We start from the raw sequence: 15,601 nt of genomic DNA on the forward strand, positions 1-15,601 counted from the left end.
AGCAACGTGTAAAGTGTGCACTTACTTTTTGTGCCAAGTTTTTTGCTGTCGATTTGGAAATTCGCCGAATTCGATGTACAATTGCATCGCTCCTTTTCTGCAATTAAATGGTTTTAGCTTTTTTGTAGAAGGGAAATCGATGAGGGAATGACTTGCAGCTATGTAAAGTATATCAAGCCTAATGGTTAAACCGTATGAAAGCATAGGTATATGCTTACTCTTCGATTTGATGTATGTTAACGAAACAAACGGATGCTTTTTCGCGGATCAAAAACAGTGTTATGCGTAGGTCAGGGTGGCGTGCACATTGCTGTAAGGTTGGTAGAAAGCGTTTATTACAGCTATAAAAAAAATGCAAACAACAACGACGACCAAGCAGAATTATCTGGTTCCCTTGATTACGATTACGGCACTCTTTTTTATGTGGGGATTTATCACCTGCATGAACGATATCCTGATCCCTTACTTAAAGCAGCTTTTTTCCCTTACATTTTTCGAATCCATGCTGGTGCAGTTTTGCTTCTTTGGCGCATATTTCATCGGTTCGTTGATTTACTTTCTTTTTTCGACTATGGTGGAAGATCCTATCAACAAGGTAGGATATAAGAAAGGGATTCTTTTCGGGATATTTTTGGCAGCAGCCGGATGCGTATTGTTCTATCCTGCCGCCAGCCTGTCTTCGTATCCACTATTTCTAGGTGCGTTGTTTGTACTGGGACTTGGCTTCACGGTGTTGCAGATCACGGCCAACGCGTATGTCTCTCTATTGGGCCCCGAAGAATCGGCTTCCAGCCGTCTGAATATGACGCAGGCTTTTAATGCTTTCGGAACCACGATCGCACCGGTCTTGGGGGGGCATTTGATATTCGAATTGTTCTCTTCTCCGGATGGTAGCTTTAGTGCGGTTGCTACACGATTGCCTTATTTGATCTTTGGGGCGATCTTATTGTTGGTGGCTTTGATGATCTCGCGCGTAAAACTCCCGTCTTTCCAGACAGACGATACCGAGCCGGTAAAAGGTTGGGGCGCATTGAAATACAAGCATTTGCTGTATGGTGTGGGCACCATGTTCTGTTATGTCGGGGGCGAAGTTGCCGTCGGTAGCTTTATCATCAGCTTTTTGGAGCTTCCAGAAGTGATGGGATTCAATGAGGCAGTAAGCAAAAACTATTTAGCACTCTATTGGGGAGGCGCAATGATCGGGCGTTTCCTGGGAGCAATATCCCTGAATCAGGAGTTGCCTAACGGTAAAAAAATGCTGTATATGGTGTTTACGGCCCTAGCAGTGTTCCTAGTGATCTACGGTGTAGTCAGTCTGACGTTTTCGCAGATATCGTTCTTCCTCGGTTTTATAGCCCTTAACTTTGTTGCATTCATGATCGGCAAATCTGCACCGGCGCGTACGCTTGTGGTTTTTGCGACCATTAATGTGGCGCTATTGGCATCGACAATCTTGAATACGGGTGTTTGGGCCATGTACAGCGTATTGGGAGTCGGTATATTCAATTCCATCATGTTTTCCAATATCTATACCTTGTCTATCGCTGGTTTGGGTAAATACACTAGCCAAGGATCTTCTTTGGTAGTGATGGCTATACTGGGGGGTGCCATTGTACCGATCGTGCAGGGTTATCTGGCAGATAATATCGGCGTACAGGACTCTTTTTTGGTTCCGGCTTTATGCTACGTTGTTATCCTCATATTCGGGGTTTACTGCTTACGAACGCTGAGCCAAGTAAAGATGGACGGATCGGCAAAATCGGGTCACTAAAGAAAAAGCAAAAGATAGCGTCAGGCTATCTTTTTTTCTTTTATGATATATAAATAATCTAAAGACTACCATGGGCCTCCAAAAGATCCTTACTTTTCCTCAATATGCTTGTTTATCGCCACGCTTGCGGGTGTTTTTTCTTTTTGTAGCCTTTTGTGCGGCGACGGGCTGCTCGAGCAGCAGGGAGTTCGCTTTTCTTCAGGAACGCGATCGGCTGCAGGGTCTGTCTGACAGTGTTTTATCTGCGCATATTGACGAATTTAATCGCTACGAAGGGCGGCCAGCGTCGGACGGTCCATTTGACAGCAGCAACAACAAAGCATTTCTACGCAATAATGTACCCCTATTTATGAGCTCAGATGATGCCATGAATAAGGTATACAATTATCGCTGGTGGATGGTGAGTAAACATCTAAAGGAATATGAAGATCCGGAAGACCAACAAAAATACTGGGTGGTGACCGAGTTTTTCGGTGTCAAGCCTTGGGCATCTTTAAGTGGGGCCATAACGTGTCCTGCGGGACATCAATTCTATGATGTTCGTTGGCTTCGAGATCCAACATACTTAAAATCGTATGCCGACTACTTCATCAAAGGATCTGCATCACGATTGAACCAACGAGAAAACGACAACTTTTTAACATACTTGAGCAGGCCTGAAAGCCACCATTTTTCGAGTTGGATGTTGGATGGCATTGATGCGTATTTACGTATCCATCCAGATTCAGCATGGTTGCATGGCATACTGCCCGATATGGAGCGACACCAAGCCGTGTGGGATAGCTTATTCACCGTTCAGAAAACCGGCGCCAAGACATCTGGTCTCTACAAAATTCTGGATCTATACGATGGCATGGAATTTAGTCTATCGGCCGTTTTGGGGCTTATCGCTAGCGAGGGTGCATATGATCTCTATACGGCAGAAAATTGGCGTGATTATTACTTGGGTTGGGAAACAACGGCTAACGCTGCGCGGTCCACGCAAGCGGTACAATATCCGCATGCTTATCGTAAAGGCTATCCGGATCTTTATTTGGTTCGCCCTTCCGTGAACAGCTATGCGTATGGCAATATCCGTGCGCTGCGTGATCTATACGGACTGGATGAGCGCAACTACCAGCAAACCGGAGCAATCAAAAAGTCGACGTTTTACCGAGACCGGGCTTCGAACCTTCAACAAAAGGCGATGGATGTGCTGTGGAATGATGATGACCATTTTTTTTACAGTTACACCGCTGGTGATAACGCATTTGGTGCACGCGACTTTCAGGCGCGTGTGCGAGAGTCCGTTGGCTATACACCATGGTATTTCAACATGATTCCGAAGGATAAAGCGAGGGACTACGCGGAAGCTTGGTTTTTTTTCACGTCGGATAAGGGCTTTGACAATACTAATGGCATGACGACGGCGGAGCGGCAACATCCCTACTATAACGAACAGGCCTACGCGTGGAATGGTCGGGGCTGGCCCTTCCAAAATTCGGTGGTCTATAAGGCATACGCCAACTATTTGCGGCATTACAAGCAGGAGATCACCGAAGCGGATCGACATGCTCTCTTTGCACAAATCAAAAAATTAACGACACTGCACGATCCGGAAAAACCGAATATTGGAGAGTGGTACATTCCTAGCGATGGGAAAACCTTCGGGGGTGAACAAGATTACTTTCATTCCACGTTTCCTGATATAATCATCGAGGATTTAGTAGGTTTTAAAGGGCAGCACGAGCGAAAGTTTGACCTTCAACCGCTGCTGCCGGAAAACGAATGGGATTACTTTTACTTGGGTCGCCTTCGCTACCACAGCCATGATGTGGATATCATTTGGAAAAAAGATTGGGATAAAACCCGACCGGGCGATCAGTCAATGTTAGGGGTGTGGGTGGATGGCAAACTAGTCGCTCAGGCGCCGGACTTGCAGACCAAACTCACCGTAGAGCTTTAGCAAAGCAATAAAAAAGGATAGGGCGCCCTATCCTTTTCTACATAACTTATTGTGGACCTTTTATCGTTCACAGTTGGCAGTCCATGTTCTACCGTCTCTATTGAACAAGATACGTAGTGTAGATTCCGTTACGGTAATGGATCCAATGGCTTCATCGCTAAACACGATCGTGTTGTTGTCATTTTTGCGCATTTGGATATCATTCAACGTCGGAATGCTATTGGAGAAGTTAAAGCTATAGTTGTCGCCAACTTTTACAACCCGTACAGACCCGCTGGTGGACGTGACATCGGCTTCACCGTCATTCGAGCTGCTGAATGCTACAGATCCGTTGTACGTACCCACAAATAGGTCGTTATCTGCAGGATCATCGTCTTTACTACAGGCGCCGAACATAAAAACCGATACCATGATCAAAGCCAAGATTTTAATTGCTGCTTTCATAAAAATAATGTTAAATTTTTGTTCTGTTACCCTTATTAGACGTACATCGTAAAGATAAAGTTTTTAAAAAAAGCAGTTTTTGGTTATTTAACGTGATTTCGAGACAGGTGCGGGATTTTTCAAAAATATCCATAACAACGCGATGTAGAGAATTAATAATTATTTAATCTTTTAAGTAATCAAATTAACTTTTTACTAGTTATATTAGAGGGTGTTAAACAATACGACTATGGATTCCGTAAATACCACTGCAAGTAAACGAAGCGTCCACTTGCTGTCCTTGGCACAAATGCCGTATGAGGTTGATGATATAGAGGCGTTACGCAAACGATCTTGTGCATTGTTAAATAAGTTTCGAACAGTTTGGAACGAATCGGAATATCAGGAATGGTGTGCAATTCAGCGCGTGCTGTATAAAATAACATGAGCCATTGGCTCACTGACATGTAGGGATGCAAGCACATTTCGTTTGTTGCATAGCGCAGATTTTACAGGATGAACCTATACTGATTTGACTGAAGCATGATGAATCGATTCCTTATACTTTTTATGGCGGCAAGTGTTTTCGGCTGTGGTAACCCGCGTTATGAACCGGTCAGCAATAGTTGGACAGACAATGAAGAGCTGCAGGCAGAGCTCGAGCACACCTTGCTTGCCGACATGCAAGAGGTCTCGAAAACCTTGCACGGGACGGAAGTCAAAATTCGCGGAAAGCTCGTGTATGAATATGATGATGCTGCTATTTATCCGTTTGACGATTGCTCCGATTACAAGCCGATTTGGATCCATGTAGATCACGAATCGGATCTACATTCTTTTCTATTGCAAAACGACGATGCATTGGTAACCATTGTAGGCGTCGTTGATACGATGGCCTATTTTGATAGGCGGCAGTACGGAAGCGCTATAAAAGATATTGCCCGCGTGGACGTCCGTTATAGCTTAGCACAACAATAGTCCCACCTAGGAATGAACCCCCGTTTATAAAAACGAGGGTTTCGAGTTTCCAATTTTATTCCAGTTCAATCTGTATGGCATCGCCATTGGAAATGCCGCTGATAGCGCCGCTATTATACTGTATGGTATAGGTTCCCGATTTTTCAAAACGATATCCTTTGGATACATTGAATCGGATACTGTCCTGCTTCCCCGGTGCTACGATACGATAAGTGTCCGCTGGCGGTGGCATCACCCGTCTGGTCATTGCGCCCATATAGGGTACTTCTTGACCTTCCGCATGGGTGATGGTTAAAAAATTGCTCAAGAATCCTTCAAAAGGCGTATGATATTGTGTAAAGCGGAGGGTATCCTCGGTTGGGTTATATACTTTGAAAAGGATCGAAATGCTATCTGTTAATTTGTAGGTAGCGTTTGCCTCGAGCGAGGCCACAAGCATGGTATCGATGGTTGGTGCTGTACTCCCGGATGAGGTCAATGTGGTATGCTTTGTGTTGCCTGTTTGCTGACAGCTTGCATTTAACAGCAGTGCTGCTGCCAGAGCTGCCGTAGCATAGATTGATGTGTTCATTGTGTATAGATTGTTTGGTGTAGCAAACGGCCTTGGTCGGTATTTGGCTACAGGTTGTCATAAAAATAGTGTTCTAATGTATTAGTGTTCTATTTGGATTGCGGGAGACGGTTGAAGCCTTTGCCGTTCCAAAGGAATTTTTCCTGCTTTTTCTTGATGTCATAGCTGAGCTCTGCGAGATCTTCAACCTCTTCGTGCGCCTCGCCCTCTTCAATAAGTTTGTAGATCACATTAGCCTCTTTCCTATGTTCAGAGGGAAAGAGCATGGACTCTTCATAATAATAGACACCGGCATCGCTGACAGTGTAACGCATGGGCAGTTCTATAAACATCGCCCCATTCCAGCCTGCATAATAATGATTGGAAGGGATGCCGCATGCCTCGCCCAAGAATGATATGCGAAAAATCTGTTTCAGCTCGCGAAGGCCCATGCTGGGTAATAATTTGCTTTCGGTAAAGCTTTGCCCGGCATAGTCGAACCCAAACGTGTACTTACTGCGCAGGCGCTGCTGCTTGTCGAAAAGTTTTATGGAGCAAAGGTACCGATCGGGGCTTTCTTTAGTAGAGGGTATAAACCGATCGAAGCCATAGATAAAAAGTTGCCCTGAGGCATCCTTCTGCTTTCCGAGCGCCAGTAGACCTATCCAGATAAATGCTCTTTTTATTGTATTGTCCTTGTTGTAAGCAACCTGTTGCCACGGCGCGTGGAAACCTTTGATCTTATTTCCGCCGTAGGCAGGGCTAACAATCTGCACCATTGCCCCCGCTGCTAACGAATCCACCACGCGCCCGTTCAAACTGGGCTGATCCCTTAGGTAAGCGACATCCGCATGGACGTAGGCGGTGTCACGAGAGGATAGATTCCACATCGTAAATTCGTCCGAAACGGCATAGGCCGCGGGCTCATCTTGGCCGTAGCCGCAGAAAGGGATCAAAAGCAGCAGCGTATAGATCAATCGTTGTACCATTATGTTATCTTGTTTTTTGTTAAACAACCCTACAAAGGTAATGTTTCGTTGTCGAAGCGGATTCCCTGAAAACGGGGATATTTATGTCCTGGAAGATGGTTTTGGTTCGTGCTAGGCATAAAAAAAAGGTTTTCAAACGGGGAGAATGAAAACCTTTAGCTAACCAATTATAAACCTAAATTATGATGATACAAATATAGTGTATTTTATACACTAAGTGCAAATTTATTTTATTTTTTTTTGTATCTTCATTAATTATGCAAAATAAGGAGAGCAGGTATGTTTACTATTCAGGATATTAAAGCGGCACATAGCCGCGTAAAGTCGGGAGTTGATTTTCCGCGCTACATACAGGATTTACGTCAATTGGGTGTGCATGCCTATGAAACTTTTGTATCTGACGGGCATGCGCTTTATATCGGAGAAGCCGACCATAAGCTGTTCAGTGAAGCTCTTTATGCACCACTGGAAGTGCTTGCTGTTTATCAAAAGGCGGAGTTTGCTGCAGCACTCCATCTTCACCAGCATGGAGGAACCGACTATCTGCAGTTTTGCAAAGACTGCGCCGTAAACGGTGTATATAGCTGGGTCACTGACCTAGAAGCCCTAACCTGCACGTATTATGATGCGGAAAAGAAAGAGGTCTTGACCGAACGTATACCGAGCTAAAGCGAAGGTGCCTATGTGCTTCGCGGTCCGAAAAACAGCTTTTTTGTTTGTTTCAATTGGCATTCTACATGGAGTGTTTGCGCAAGTTTAGCTTGATGTTTTTTGAAGTTTTGCATACTATTGTGTAGGGCTTTGCGTGGTAAGGCCCTTCATAACGCTTTCTCTTTGGGGGATTGCTATCAACCCTTACGGTGTTTCGTTCATGTTTCGCATGATGCATCCGGCGGCAGCCTTGAAGAGAAAGCATAGAGATGATATATTTTTACGTTAAACAATCTATATGAAAATCAAATTTTTAGTGGCATCCCTTTTCTTCGCTGGTATGAACGTGGTGGGGGGAGCGGGTTATGCTCAACAGGCGAAGGCGAAGAAGGATATCGGGCTGCAGCTCTATTCTGTCCGGGATTTGATGGGTAGTCATTCGGATCCTGACGCCTATAATACCAGCTATTCGCCTGTGTTGGATAAACTTGCCAAAATGGGATATACCACGATTGAAGCAGCGGGTTATCGCGATGGTAAGTTTTATGGTAGCAGTCCGGAAGATTTTAAAAAGAATGTGGAGAAGGCGGGATTAAAAGTGCTCTCATCGCATGCTACCAAAACACTATCCGAGGATGAGCTTGCCTCGGGCAATTTTTCTGCCTCATTGGCTTGGTGGGAGACGACGATCTTGGCGCATAAGGCAGCGGGCATGAAATATATCGTGACGCCTTGGCTTGATCTTCCCAAAAGCCTGTCTGATCTAGCTACCGAATGCCGTTACTTGGACGAAGTGGGTAAGCTATGTCGTAAGCACGGTATCAAATATGGATACCACAATCATGCGCACGAGTTCCAAAAGGTGGAAGATAAAGCGGTGATGTTGGATTACATGATCGAGCATACCAACCCGGAAAATGTCTTCTTCGAAATGGATGTATACTGGACGGTGATCGGGAAAGCGAGCCCAGTGGATTATTTCCATAAGTATCCGGGACGTTTTACCACCTTGCATATCAAAGACCACCGTGAGATCGGTCAAAGTGGAATGGTGGGTTTTGACGCTATTTTTGACAATACCGACGTCGCCGGTGTAAAACACATCTTTGTCGAAGTAGAGGAGGTTTCGGGAGATTTGGAGACCGCCTTGAAGCAAAGCATAGATTATCTATTGGCAGCACCTTTCGTTAAGGCTTCTTACGCAAAATAGATCTATTAAGCCATCCGACAGATTTTTTTTAAAGTGGTGGAGATAAAATTAATAGGAGGGTGTGCTAGACGACTAGCGTACCCATCTTTTTTGCATTGCTTGCTACATTACCGCCACCATTTCGGCCATATTGTCTTTATGGACGTTAGATTGACCTCTTCGCCGATCTTCGGTGTGACAATAGGTATCGATGCTTGCTCGGCCAGTGTCGTCACCTGTTCGAGCGGTTCATACCAAGGATGTTGCGCCAGTTTGAATTTTGAATGGTGGACCGGCAATAAAGCCTTTGCGTGCAATTCCTTCACTTCTTGGACTATTTCTTTTGGTAGCGAATGAATGTAGGGCCACCGTTCATTATACTGCCCACATTCTAAGATAGCTAGGTCAAAAGGACCATATTTTTCGCCAATCTCTTTGAAATGCGGACCGTAGCCGCTATCTCCTCCGAGAAATAGCTTTTTGGTGGGAGTCTGCAAGATAAATGAGGTCCAAAGGGAGATATTCCGGCTCAAAAATCGACCTGAAAAATGCCGCGCAGGAGTGAGGGTTATTTGTATGCTATCCGCTAGCGTTACGGTTTCATACCAGTTTTTTTCGATGATTTTATCTTCTGGCCAACCCCAAAATAGGAAATGCTGTGCGACGCCGAGTCCGCAGACTACCTGCTTAGTCTTATTTTCCAGCAACCGTATGGTGCCGTAATCTAAATGATCCCAGTGGTCGTGGCTGATCAGTAGCACGTCAATGTCGGGCATGTCGCTCGCTTGGTAACCGTTGCTTCCGGGAAATGCTTTGACCGATCCGAAAACGGGTGAAGCGTTACCACTGAAAACGGGATCCACTAAAAATCGCTTGCCATCGATTTGCATAAAATAGGAACTGTGTCCGAACCAAACAAGGACATCTTTATCGTTCTGCAAATGAAGGAGATCGGTTTTGATCGCGGGAATCGGTGAAGTTGGCGTAGTATCTTTATGGCGACCAAAAAATTCTAAGAGCAACTTTGCCATGCTCTCGCCCTCCAATAGGGCCGGGGTGGGTATCTGGTTTTGGAACTGTCCGTCTTGATAGTTGGGTAAGGTTTTGAAATAGGCCTTCCGTTTTTGATCGGGAAACTGCCCAAACATTTTTTTTAACTTCATCTTTTGCGATCTGTATTTCTTAAATAGACGTGTACCATTCGATTTTACTTTATACATCCTCATACAGCAAGCAGATGTCCGGGCCTAATGTTGTATGACGGTTAAACAAAACGTAGGGAAGAAGCTTATCTCTGCATACGGTGCTATATTGCAAGGGCCACTACGTACCTTTCGTTTCCAGGATCCGGTAAGCGTGGTCGATAAATTTGTAGAACGAGGAGCCAGCCTTATTTTTGGGTTTGTTGTCAAACTGGTGTCCAAGACGAACAATGATGAGATCGTCGCTGGGCACCACGATGACAAATTGCCCTAGATGTCCATCCATGTAGAAGTAGGGCTTCCCCTTAAAATCGCCAATCCACCAGCCATAGCCGTAGTTTTCGCCATTTTTGAACCTCGGTCTTAACGATGCCGAGATATAGTCTTCCGCGAGCAATTGCTTGCCTTTCCACCGTCCGTGCTGCAGGTACAGTTTTCCGAACCGGGCAAAATCGAGGGCGTTACTGGCAAGGCAGCAATAGGCTTTCTCTATACCATGTTCCTTACTGTCTACCTGCCATAAAGCCTCCTGCTCCGCTCCCATAGGCTTCCAAAAATATTCGGAAAGCAGTTGGCTTAAAGATGAACCTGTCGCACGCTGTAGCGCAATACCCAGCAATTGGGTGTCTCCACTTTGGTAGCTGAATTGCTGTCCAGGTTTATGCGCGATGGGAAGTTTATCTAGCATGGCCTCGATGCTCTTGTCGAAATAAAGTTGGGTAACAACCGAAAACGGACTGTAGTAGTCTTCTTCCCATTTCATACCCGAACTCATACTTACTAAATCTCTAAAGGTGACATCCGCTGCATATTTTCCGGCTATTTCGGGAACAAAATCCACAATCTTTTGATCGAGGCCCTTAATCTTTCCGCTCTCCACTGCCTTTCCCAAGATCGCGGAAACGACACTTTTTGCCATTGAAAACGAATTGGATTTGGAGTGGCGGCCATATCCATCAAAATAATGTTCTAGTACGACGCTATCGCGGTGGATAATGACATAGGCCACGGACCGTTCACGCCCGTGGAATTGCATGATGCTATCTGGAAGCTGCGCCTTTTTGGTGTATTCAGCCCAAGGTTGTGGATTGGATGTCGCCACGGTGTTGTTGTCAAAGTATTTGTAATCCGACAAGTAGGCGGTCGTGTGTCCGGTGAAATAGGTGACTCGGATAGCTTTTAAAATGTAATCGGCATGGAATATGTAGGCGAAGGCGATGATAGCGAGGGAAATACCTGCTATATAGGCTAGAATTTTTGCGAATAGTTTCATCATGCTATCATTCGTATGTGTCAAGGCTTATCCTGCTGTTCCGCCCGCTTCGGGAAGGCTGTGATTCTTTAAAAGCCCTTCCGCTTGCCTGCGCTAACGCCATTTATGGTAATGAGCAGGTAAGCAGCAGTTTTTTCTCAGAAGCTAATTTATAAAAATAGCTAAAATCTTCCTAATAATTGTCGTATTGGACTTGCCAACATGGCAAACACAATTTACCTGCTTTTGTGCTCTAGAAGGTTTACCTAAATATGGTATGCGCCTGCGCTGATCTATATGCAACAGGTGCTGCCGCACCCTCACTCTTGCCTGTAGCATCAGGCCAGGCCAACAGTTGGCAGATAGACTCGGCCTAACTCTTGTTTTTAGTTTTCATGAGCAAGGTTTAATTATGCTTTATCATGAAATAGGCTATACGTAAATTCCAAAATAGTCCTAAAAATATACCCACTATTCCGACATTCTAATTATTTTCTAACCATTACCGTGCATAAGGTTAATACATCTTGAGTACCTTTGCGGGTAGAAAAATCTACGAAGGTTGCAGGTCGAAGGCATACGATGTCGAGGGGAGGATTGGTTGATTTTAAATGAAATAGGTATGCTTTAAAATCTGGCTTACATTTCTACCAGAATAATTATTGTAAAATATGACAGTTATTGTATTTGTTGCGTTACTGCTTTTAGGCGCCATTATGGCCGGAATTATTGGGTCGCTTTCTGGTCTTGGGGGTGGGATCGTGCTCATTCCGCTGCTAACACTCGTACTGGACGTCGATATACATTATGCAATCGGCGCTGCACTTGTTTCGGTTATAGCAACATCCTCGGGTTCGGCCGCTGCCTATGTTAAATCGGGCGTTGCCAACATTCGTTTGGGTATGTTTTTGGAAATTGCGACGACCGCCGGTGCCGTAGCGGGTGCGATACTATCGGCCTATGCTCCCACATCCTACATATCTATTTTATTTGGTATGGCGCTTATATTTTCCGCGGCAAATTCGTTGCGCAAAAAGCAGGAGGGTATATTGGAGGAATCCAGTTTGCTTGCACAAAAGCTAAAACTGGACGCTACTTATCCGGATGGACCGAATACACAGATTGCATATGGAGTCAAAAATGTGATCGGCGGTTTTAGCATGATGGGGCTAGCAGGCCTACTCTCCGGAATTTTGGGTATAGGTTCTGGGGCATTCAAGGTTATTGCCATGGATAGCATCATGCGCATTCCGTTTAAAGTATCCACGACAACCAGTAACTTTATGATGGGCGTCACGGCGCTGGCGAGTTCGGTAATTTACATCCAAAAGGGTTATATCATTCCTACGATCTGCCTACCGGTGCTTGTGGGGGTTTTGATTGGTGCCATGGTGGGATCAAAAATATTGATGGCCACAGATCCTAAAAAGCTGCGGTTCTTTTTTGCATTTGTGATCGTGTTTCTTGCACTGAACATGATTTACAGCGGAATTAAAGGGAGGATATAATGAAAATAACAGATAAAACGATACAGTACATCATCGGTAATCTCCTGAAATATAGCGTATGGATTGTATTGGGAATTGGTATACTGGGAGGTGCACTTTTTTTAATCAATAATAAAGACGCTACGGTTGACTACCGGAATTTTATCGCGCATGACCAAAGTCTGTTGGAGGTACTCGATGACGTATTTAGCGGGATTGCCAATTTTGATGGAGCTGCAGTCATCTACTTAGCAGTCATTCTATTGTTTTTGACACCCCTCATTCGATTGCTGCTGTCCCTTGTTGGCTTTATGCTCGAAAAAGATGGTTTGTATGTCGCTATTACGTTAACCGTGCTCGCTATAGTATCTTTCAGTGTCTATTTTGGTTTTGCACATTAAAGCCTCCAACTAAAATATCTGCAACGTTGACCCTTCTCTTCAAAAGCCAGCCAGGGACACAAAAAAAGCCCAATCTTTCGATTGAGCTTTTTTGTGATCCCGCTGGGATTCGAACCCAGGACCCATACATTAAAAGTGTATTGCTCTACCAGCTGAGCTACGGAATCTTTTAAACATATACGCTTACGCTGTTTGTTTAAAGTGATGCAAAGGTAAAAAAAATGTTTAGTATGTCAAGCGGAAAAAATGATGTTTTAGTGTTTGTTTCCGTATTTGCTGATTATCAGTGTAATAAAATTTAAGGAATTCGCCAAGCGGATTATTTGATCCGACCGTACTTGCAACATCAAGATAGGTTCGCCTTTGTACATCATTTCCGGAACAAAGGCAATAGCCGAAGCGGACACTAGTGCATTGCAATAACAGTTTCCGAAGATTGAAATTGATATATCCTCTAAAAAAATGCTGATCAGGACTTTAATTAAACGATTGTCGAAACTCAATCGGCGAAAGGCTGGTTTTTTTCTTAAACAGTGTGCTGAAGGATTGCGCATGCTCGAAGCCCAACCCATAAGCAATTTCGTTGATGGATAAATTTGTTGTCGACAGCTGTTCTTTTGCCTTTTCAATCATGCGCCGGTGTATATGCTGTTGGGTATTTTGTCCGGTATGCAAACGCAGCAGATCACTTAAATAGTTTGGTGACAAATTCATGATTTCGGCAACGCGATGTACCGTTAATAGTTCTCTTCGCGTTTTGGCGCCTCTTTCAAAAAAATCGTTCATGACACCTTCGAATTTTACCAGCAACTGATGATTTTGGCTTTTGCGGGTTATGAATTGCCGTTCATAAAACCGATTGGAGTAATTAAGCAGCAACTCGATTTGTGACAGGATAATGTCCTGCGTGTATTTGTCGATGCGCGAACATTCCTTATCGATCTTATTCAAGACCGTAACCAAATCAGCTTCCTCGTCAGCCGAGAGGTGCAATGCCTCATTTACGGCATAAGAGAAGAAGCTATAATGGTTAATGTGGCGAGCTAGAGGATGCGAAAGTAAAAAATCTGGGTGGAAAATGAGTAGGTAGCCTGATCCACATTCCACATCACTTACGTCCAGATATTGAACTTGGTTAGGCGCGGTAAAACTTAGCACACCCTTGTCGTAATCATAATGCTGCTGCCCATACCGAATCTTGCCTTTGGTATCCCTTTTGAGGGCCACGCAGTAAAAACTATTAACGAAGCCATTCCATATAGCATCCTCTAAAAAGATGCTTTCAGCAAGATCGATGACACTTACCAATGGATGTTTCGGTTCGGTCAACGAGAGTAATCGATGGAATTCGGAGACTGATCGAATAGTATTCATCATACTAATGTATATATTTTTATTCATATCATAGCGGTTGGCAGTTAAAATGCCAACCGCGACCAATAGGTTAGTCGATAAGACCCATACTAAACGTATCGTATGGGTTGCCCGTATCGGTACCCAAGGGCACAATGCTTTCGAGTTTTGATAGCTCTGCATCCGTCAAAACGATGTCGGCTGCCGCTATATTCTGCGTTAGGTATTTTCTTCTTTTGGTACCTGGGATAGGTAGGATACCTTTATTTATAATCCATGCAAGTGCCAGTTGACTTGTAGTGATGCCTTTCTCTAACGCCATTGTTTCGATAGCTTTAACAAGCTCGATGTTCTTGTAAAAATGGGGCTCTTGGAAGCGTGGAATGGCACGTCGGAAATCATCTGCCGGAAGGTCATCCAATGTTTGTATTTGACCCGATAGAAATCCGCGGCCTAAAGGAGAATATGCCACAAACCCTATCCCCAGCTTTCGCAATGTATCTAGTATACCGCGCGATTCCGTCGTCCGCTCAAACAAGGAATATTCACTTTGCACAGCCGTGATGGGATGGATCGCGTGAGCCCGCTCGATTGTCGATGATGACACTTCAGATAGACCGATAAATCCAACTTTTCCTGCCTTTACAAGTTCGCTCATGGCGGCCACCGTTTCTTCGATGGGTGTATTTTTGTCAAGCCGGTGCATATAGTACAGATCGATGTAATCTGTGTGAAGGTTTTTTAGCGACCGCTCTACGGCTTTTTTAACATATTCTTTTTTCCCATTTATGGCCCAGGTCACTTTGTGGTTGTCGTCTATTTCCCAGCCAAATTTCGTCGCGATAATACAATCGTTTCGGCGGCCTTTTATTGCTTTCGCAATCAATTGCTCATTCTTGAACGGGCCATACAAATCGGCTGTGTCCAAAAAATTACCACCCAATTCTAGCGATTGGTGAATCGTGGCGATAGCTTCTCGCTCGTCTGCTTCCCCGTACATGTGTCCTTCTTCAAAACCTGTCATGCCCATGCAGCCCAAGCCTACACTTGGAACAATCAACCCCTCGCTTCCTAAATTTATTTTTTTCATTTTTGCCTTTATTAGTATGAAACAAAGTTCGCGAAGCATGCGATACCTGTTGTATGCGGAACCCTGAAAGTTCTAAGCAAATCAAGGGTTTGTGCTAAAGTTTAGTCCCTAAACGTTCATGCTGAGCAATCTACCCATTGCATTGTTGGGTCTGCATAAGATAAAAAATAGGTAAACCTACCTTAGCAACCCATTATTTGAATCGAAGGGATCTCGTTGTGCAAGGCATCAAAAAAATATTACATTTGTAGAGAGGGGCTTGACGATGACAATCTTTTTTGCTTCCTTTCCGATTTACCTTTGTGGTAACAGATGGTTTT

General features: G+C 44.4%; 14 protein-coding genes and 1 tRNA gene. 7 read left to right on the forward strand and 8 right to left on the reverse strand.

From position 1 onward, the window contains the following. Positions 1-352 precede the first annotated feature (352 nt). Together IE165_RS05960 and IE165_RS05965 are read left to right on the forward strand one after the other, a co-directional pair. Complete coding sequence (locus IE165_RS05960; RefSeq protein WP_189625697.1) at positions 353-1,771, forward strand: sugar MFS transporter; 1,419 nt, start codon at positions 353-355, stop codon at positions 1,769-1,771. A 70-nt stretch (positions 1,772-1,841) separates the two neighbouring features. Continuing rightward, positions 1,842-3,716 (forward strand): MGH1-like glycoside hydrolase domain-containing protein, encoded by a 1,875-nt coding sequence (locus tag IE165_RS05965; RefSeq protein WP_189625698.1) that lies wholly within the window; start codon positions 1,842-1,844, stop codon positions 3,714-3,716. A 60-nt stretch (positions 3,717-3,776) separates the two neighbouring features. Here IE165_RS05965 and IE165_RS05970 read toward each other — a convergent pair whose 3' ends face one another. Continuing rightward, positions 3,777-4,160, reverse strand: a complete 384-nt coding sequence (locus IE165_RS05970; protein ID WP_189625699.1) for a hypothetical protein — start codon at positions 4,158-4,160, stop codon at positions 3,777-3,779. Positions 4,161-4,682: 522 nt separating this feature from the next. On the opposite strand from IE165_RS05970, the gene IE165_RS05975 reads away from it, so the two are divergent. After that, the gene (locus IE165_RS05975; RefSeq protein WP_189625700.1) at positions 4,683-5,117 is read left to right on the forward strand and encodes a hypothetical protein; all 435 of its coding nucleotides are present in this window, start codon (positions 4,683-4,685) and stop codon (positions 5,115-5,117) included. Between the two features lie 55 nt (positions 5,118-5,172). Here the strand turns inward: IE165_RS05975 and IE165_RS05980 are convergent, their stop codons facing one another. Both IE165_RS05980 and IE165_RS05985 read right to left on the reverse strand, forming a co-directional pair. Beyond that, positions 5,173-5,688: a hypothetical protein gene (locus IE165_RS05980; protein WP_189625701.1), complete on the reverse strand. Its 516-nt coding sequence runs from the start codon at positions 5,686-5,688 to the stop codon at positions 5,173-5,175. A gap of 89 nt (positions 5,689-5,777) precedes the next feature. After that, positions 5,778-6,656: an SH3 domain-containing protein gene (locus IE165_RS05985; protein WP_229826380.1), complete on the reverse strand. Its 879-nt coding sequence runs from the start codon at positions 6,654-6,656 to the stop codon at positions 5,778-5,780. A 279-nt stretch (positions 6,657-6,935) separates the two neighbouring features. Here IE165_RS05985 and IE165_RS05990 point away from each other — a divergent pair, with 279 nt between their 5' ends. Together IE165_RS05990 and IE165_RS05995 are read left to right on the forward strand one after the other, a co-directional pair. Continuing rightward, entirely contained in the window at positions 6,936-7,325 is a 390-nt protein-coding gene (locus tag IE165_RS05990; protein ID WP_189625702.1) for a DUF1398 domain-containing protein, read from the forward strand. A 280-nt stretch (positions 7,326-7,605) separates the two neighbouring features. Further along, on the forward strand, positions 7,606-8,517 hold the full coding sequence (locus IE165_RS05995) for a sugar phosphate isomerase/epimerase family protein (RefSeq protein WP_189625703.1): 912 nt from the start codon (positions 7,606-7,608) through the stop codon (positions 8,515-8,517). A 107-nt stretch (positions 8,518-8,624) separates the two neighbouring features. Here the strand turns inward: IE165_RS05995 and IE165_RS06000 are convergent, their stop codons facing one another. Both IE165_RS06000 and IE165_RS06005 read right to left on the reverse strand, forming a co-directional pair. Beyond that, positions 8,625-9,659 carry an MBL fold metallo-hydrolase gene (locus tag IE165_RS06000; protein WP_189625704.1) on the reverse strand — a complete coding sequence of 345 codons (1,035 nt, stop codon included), beginning with the start codon at positions 9,657-9,659 and terminating at the stop codon, positions 8,625-8,627. A gap of 160 nt (positions 9,660-9,819) precedes the next feature. Then, complete coding sequence (locus IE165_RS06005) at positions 9,820-10,974, reverse strand: serine hydrolase domain-containing protein (RefSeq protein WP_229826381.1); 1,155 nt, start codon at positions 10,972-10,974, stop codon at positions 9,820-9,822. Positions 10,975-11,621: 647 nt separating this feature from the next. Here IE165_RS06005 and IE165_RS06010 point away from each other — a divergent pair. Then, positions 11,622-12,458, forward strand: a complete 837-nt coding sequence (locus tag IE165_RS06010; RefSeq protein WP_189625705.1) for a sulfite exporter TauE/SafE family protein — start codon at positions 11,622-11,624, stop codon at positions 12,456-12,458. After that, a complete protein-coding gene (locus IE165_RS06015; protein ID WP_189625706.1) occupies positions 12,458-12,838 on the forward strand; it encodes a DUF1634 domain-containing protein in 381 nt (126 codons plus the stop codon). The genes IE165_RS06010 and IE165_RS06015 overlap by 1 nt, the downstream gene beginning before the upstream one ends. 94 nt (positions 12,839-12,932) lie before the next feature. On the opposite strand, the gene IE165_RS06020 is transcribed toward IE165_RS06015, so the two are convergent. The 3 genes from IE165_RS06020 to IE165_RS06030 form a co-directional block, all read right to left on the reverse strand. Further along, positions 12,933-13,005: transfer RNA gene (locus IE165_RS06020), tRNA-Lys, on the reverse strand. A gap of 310 nt (positions 13,006-13,315) precedes the next feature. After that, positions 13,316-14,215, reverse strand: coding sequence for a helix-turn-helix domain-containing protein (locus IE165_RS06025; protein WP_373297913.1), 900 nt, complete (start codon positions 14,213-14,215; stop codon positions 13,316-13,318). A 67-nt stretch (positions 14,216-14,282) separates the two neighbouring features. Next, positions 14,283-15,281, reverse strand: coding sequence for an aldo/keto reductase (locus tag IE165_RS06030; protein WP_189625707.1), 999 nt, complete (start codon positions 15,279-15,281; stop codon positions 14,283-14,285). Between the last annotated feature and the right edge of the window lie 320 nt (positions 15,282-15,601).

It is taken from the genome of Sphingobacterium griseoflavum (genome assembly GCF_014653155.1).
GTDB classification, from domain to species: Bacteria; Bacteroidota; Bacteroidia; order Sphingobacteriales; family Sphingobacteriaceae; genus Sphingobacterium; species Sphingobacterium griseoflavum.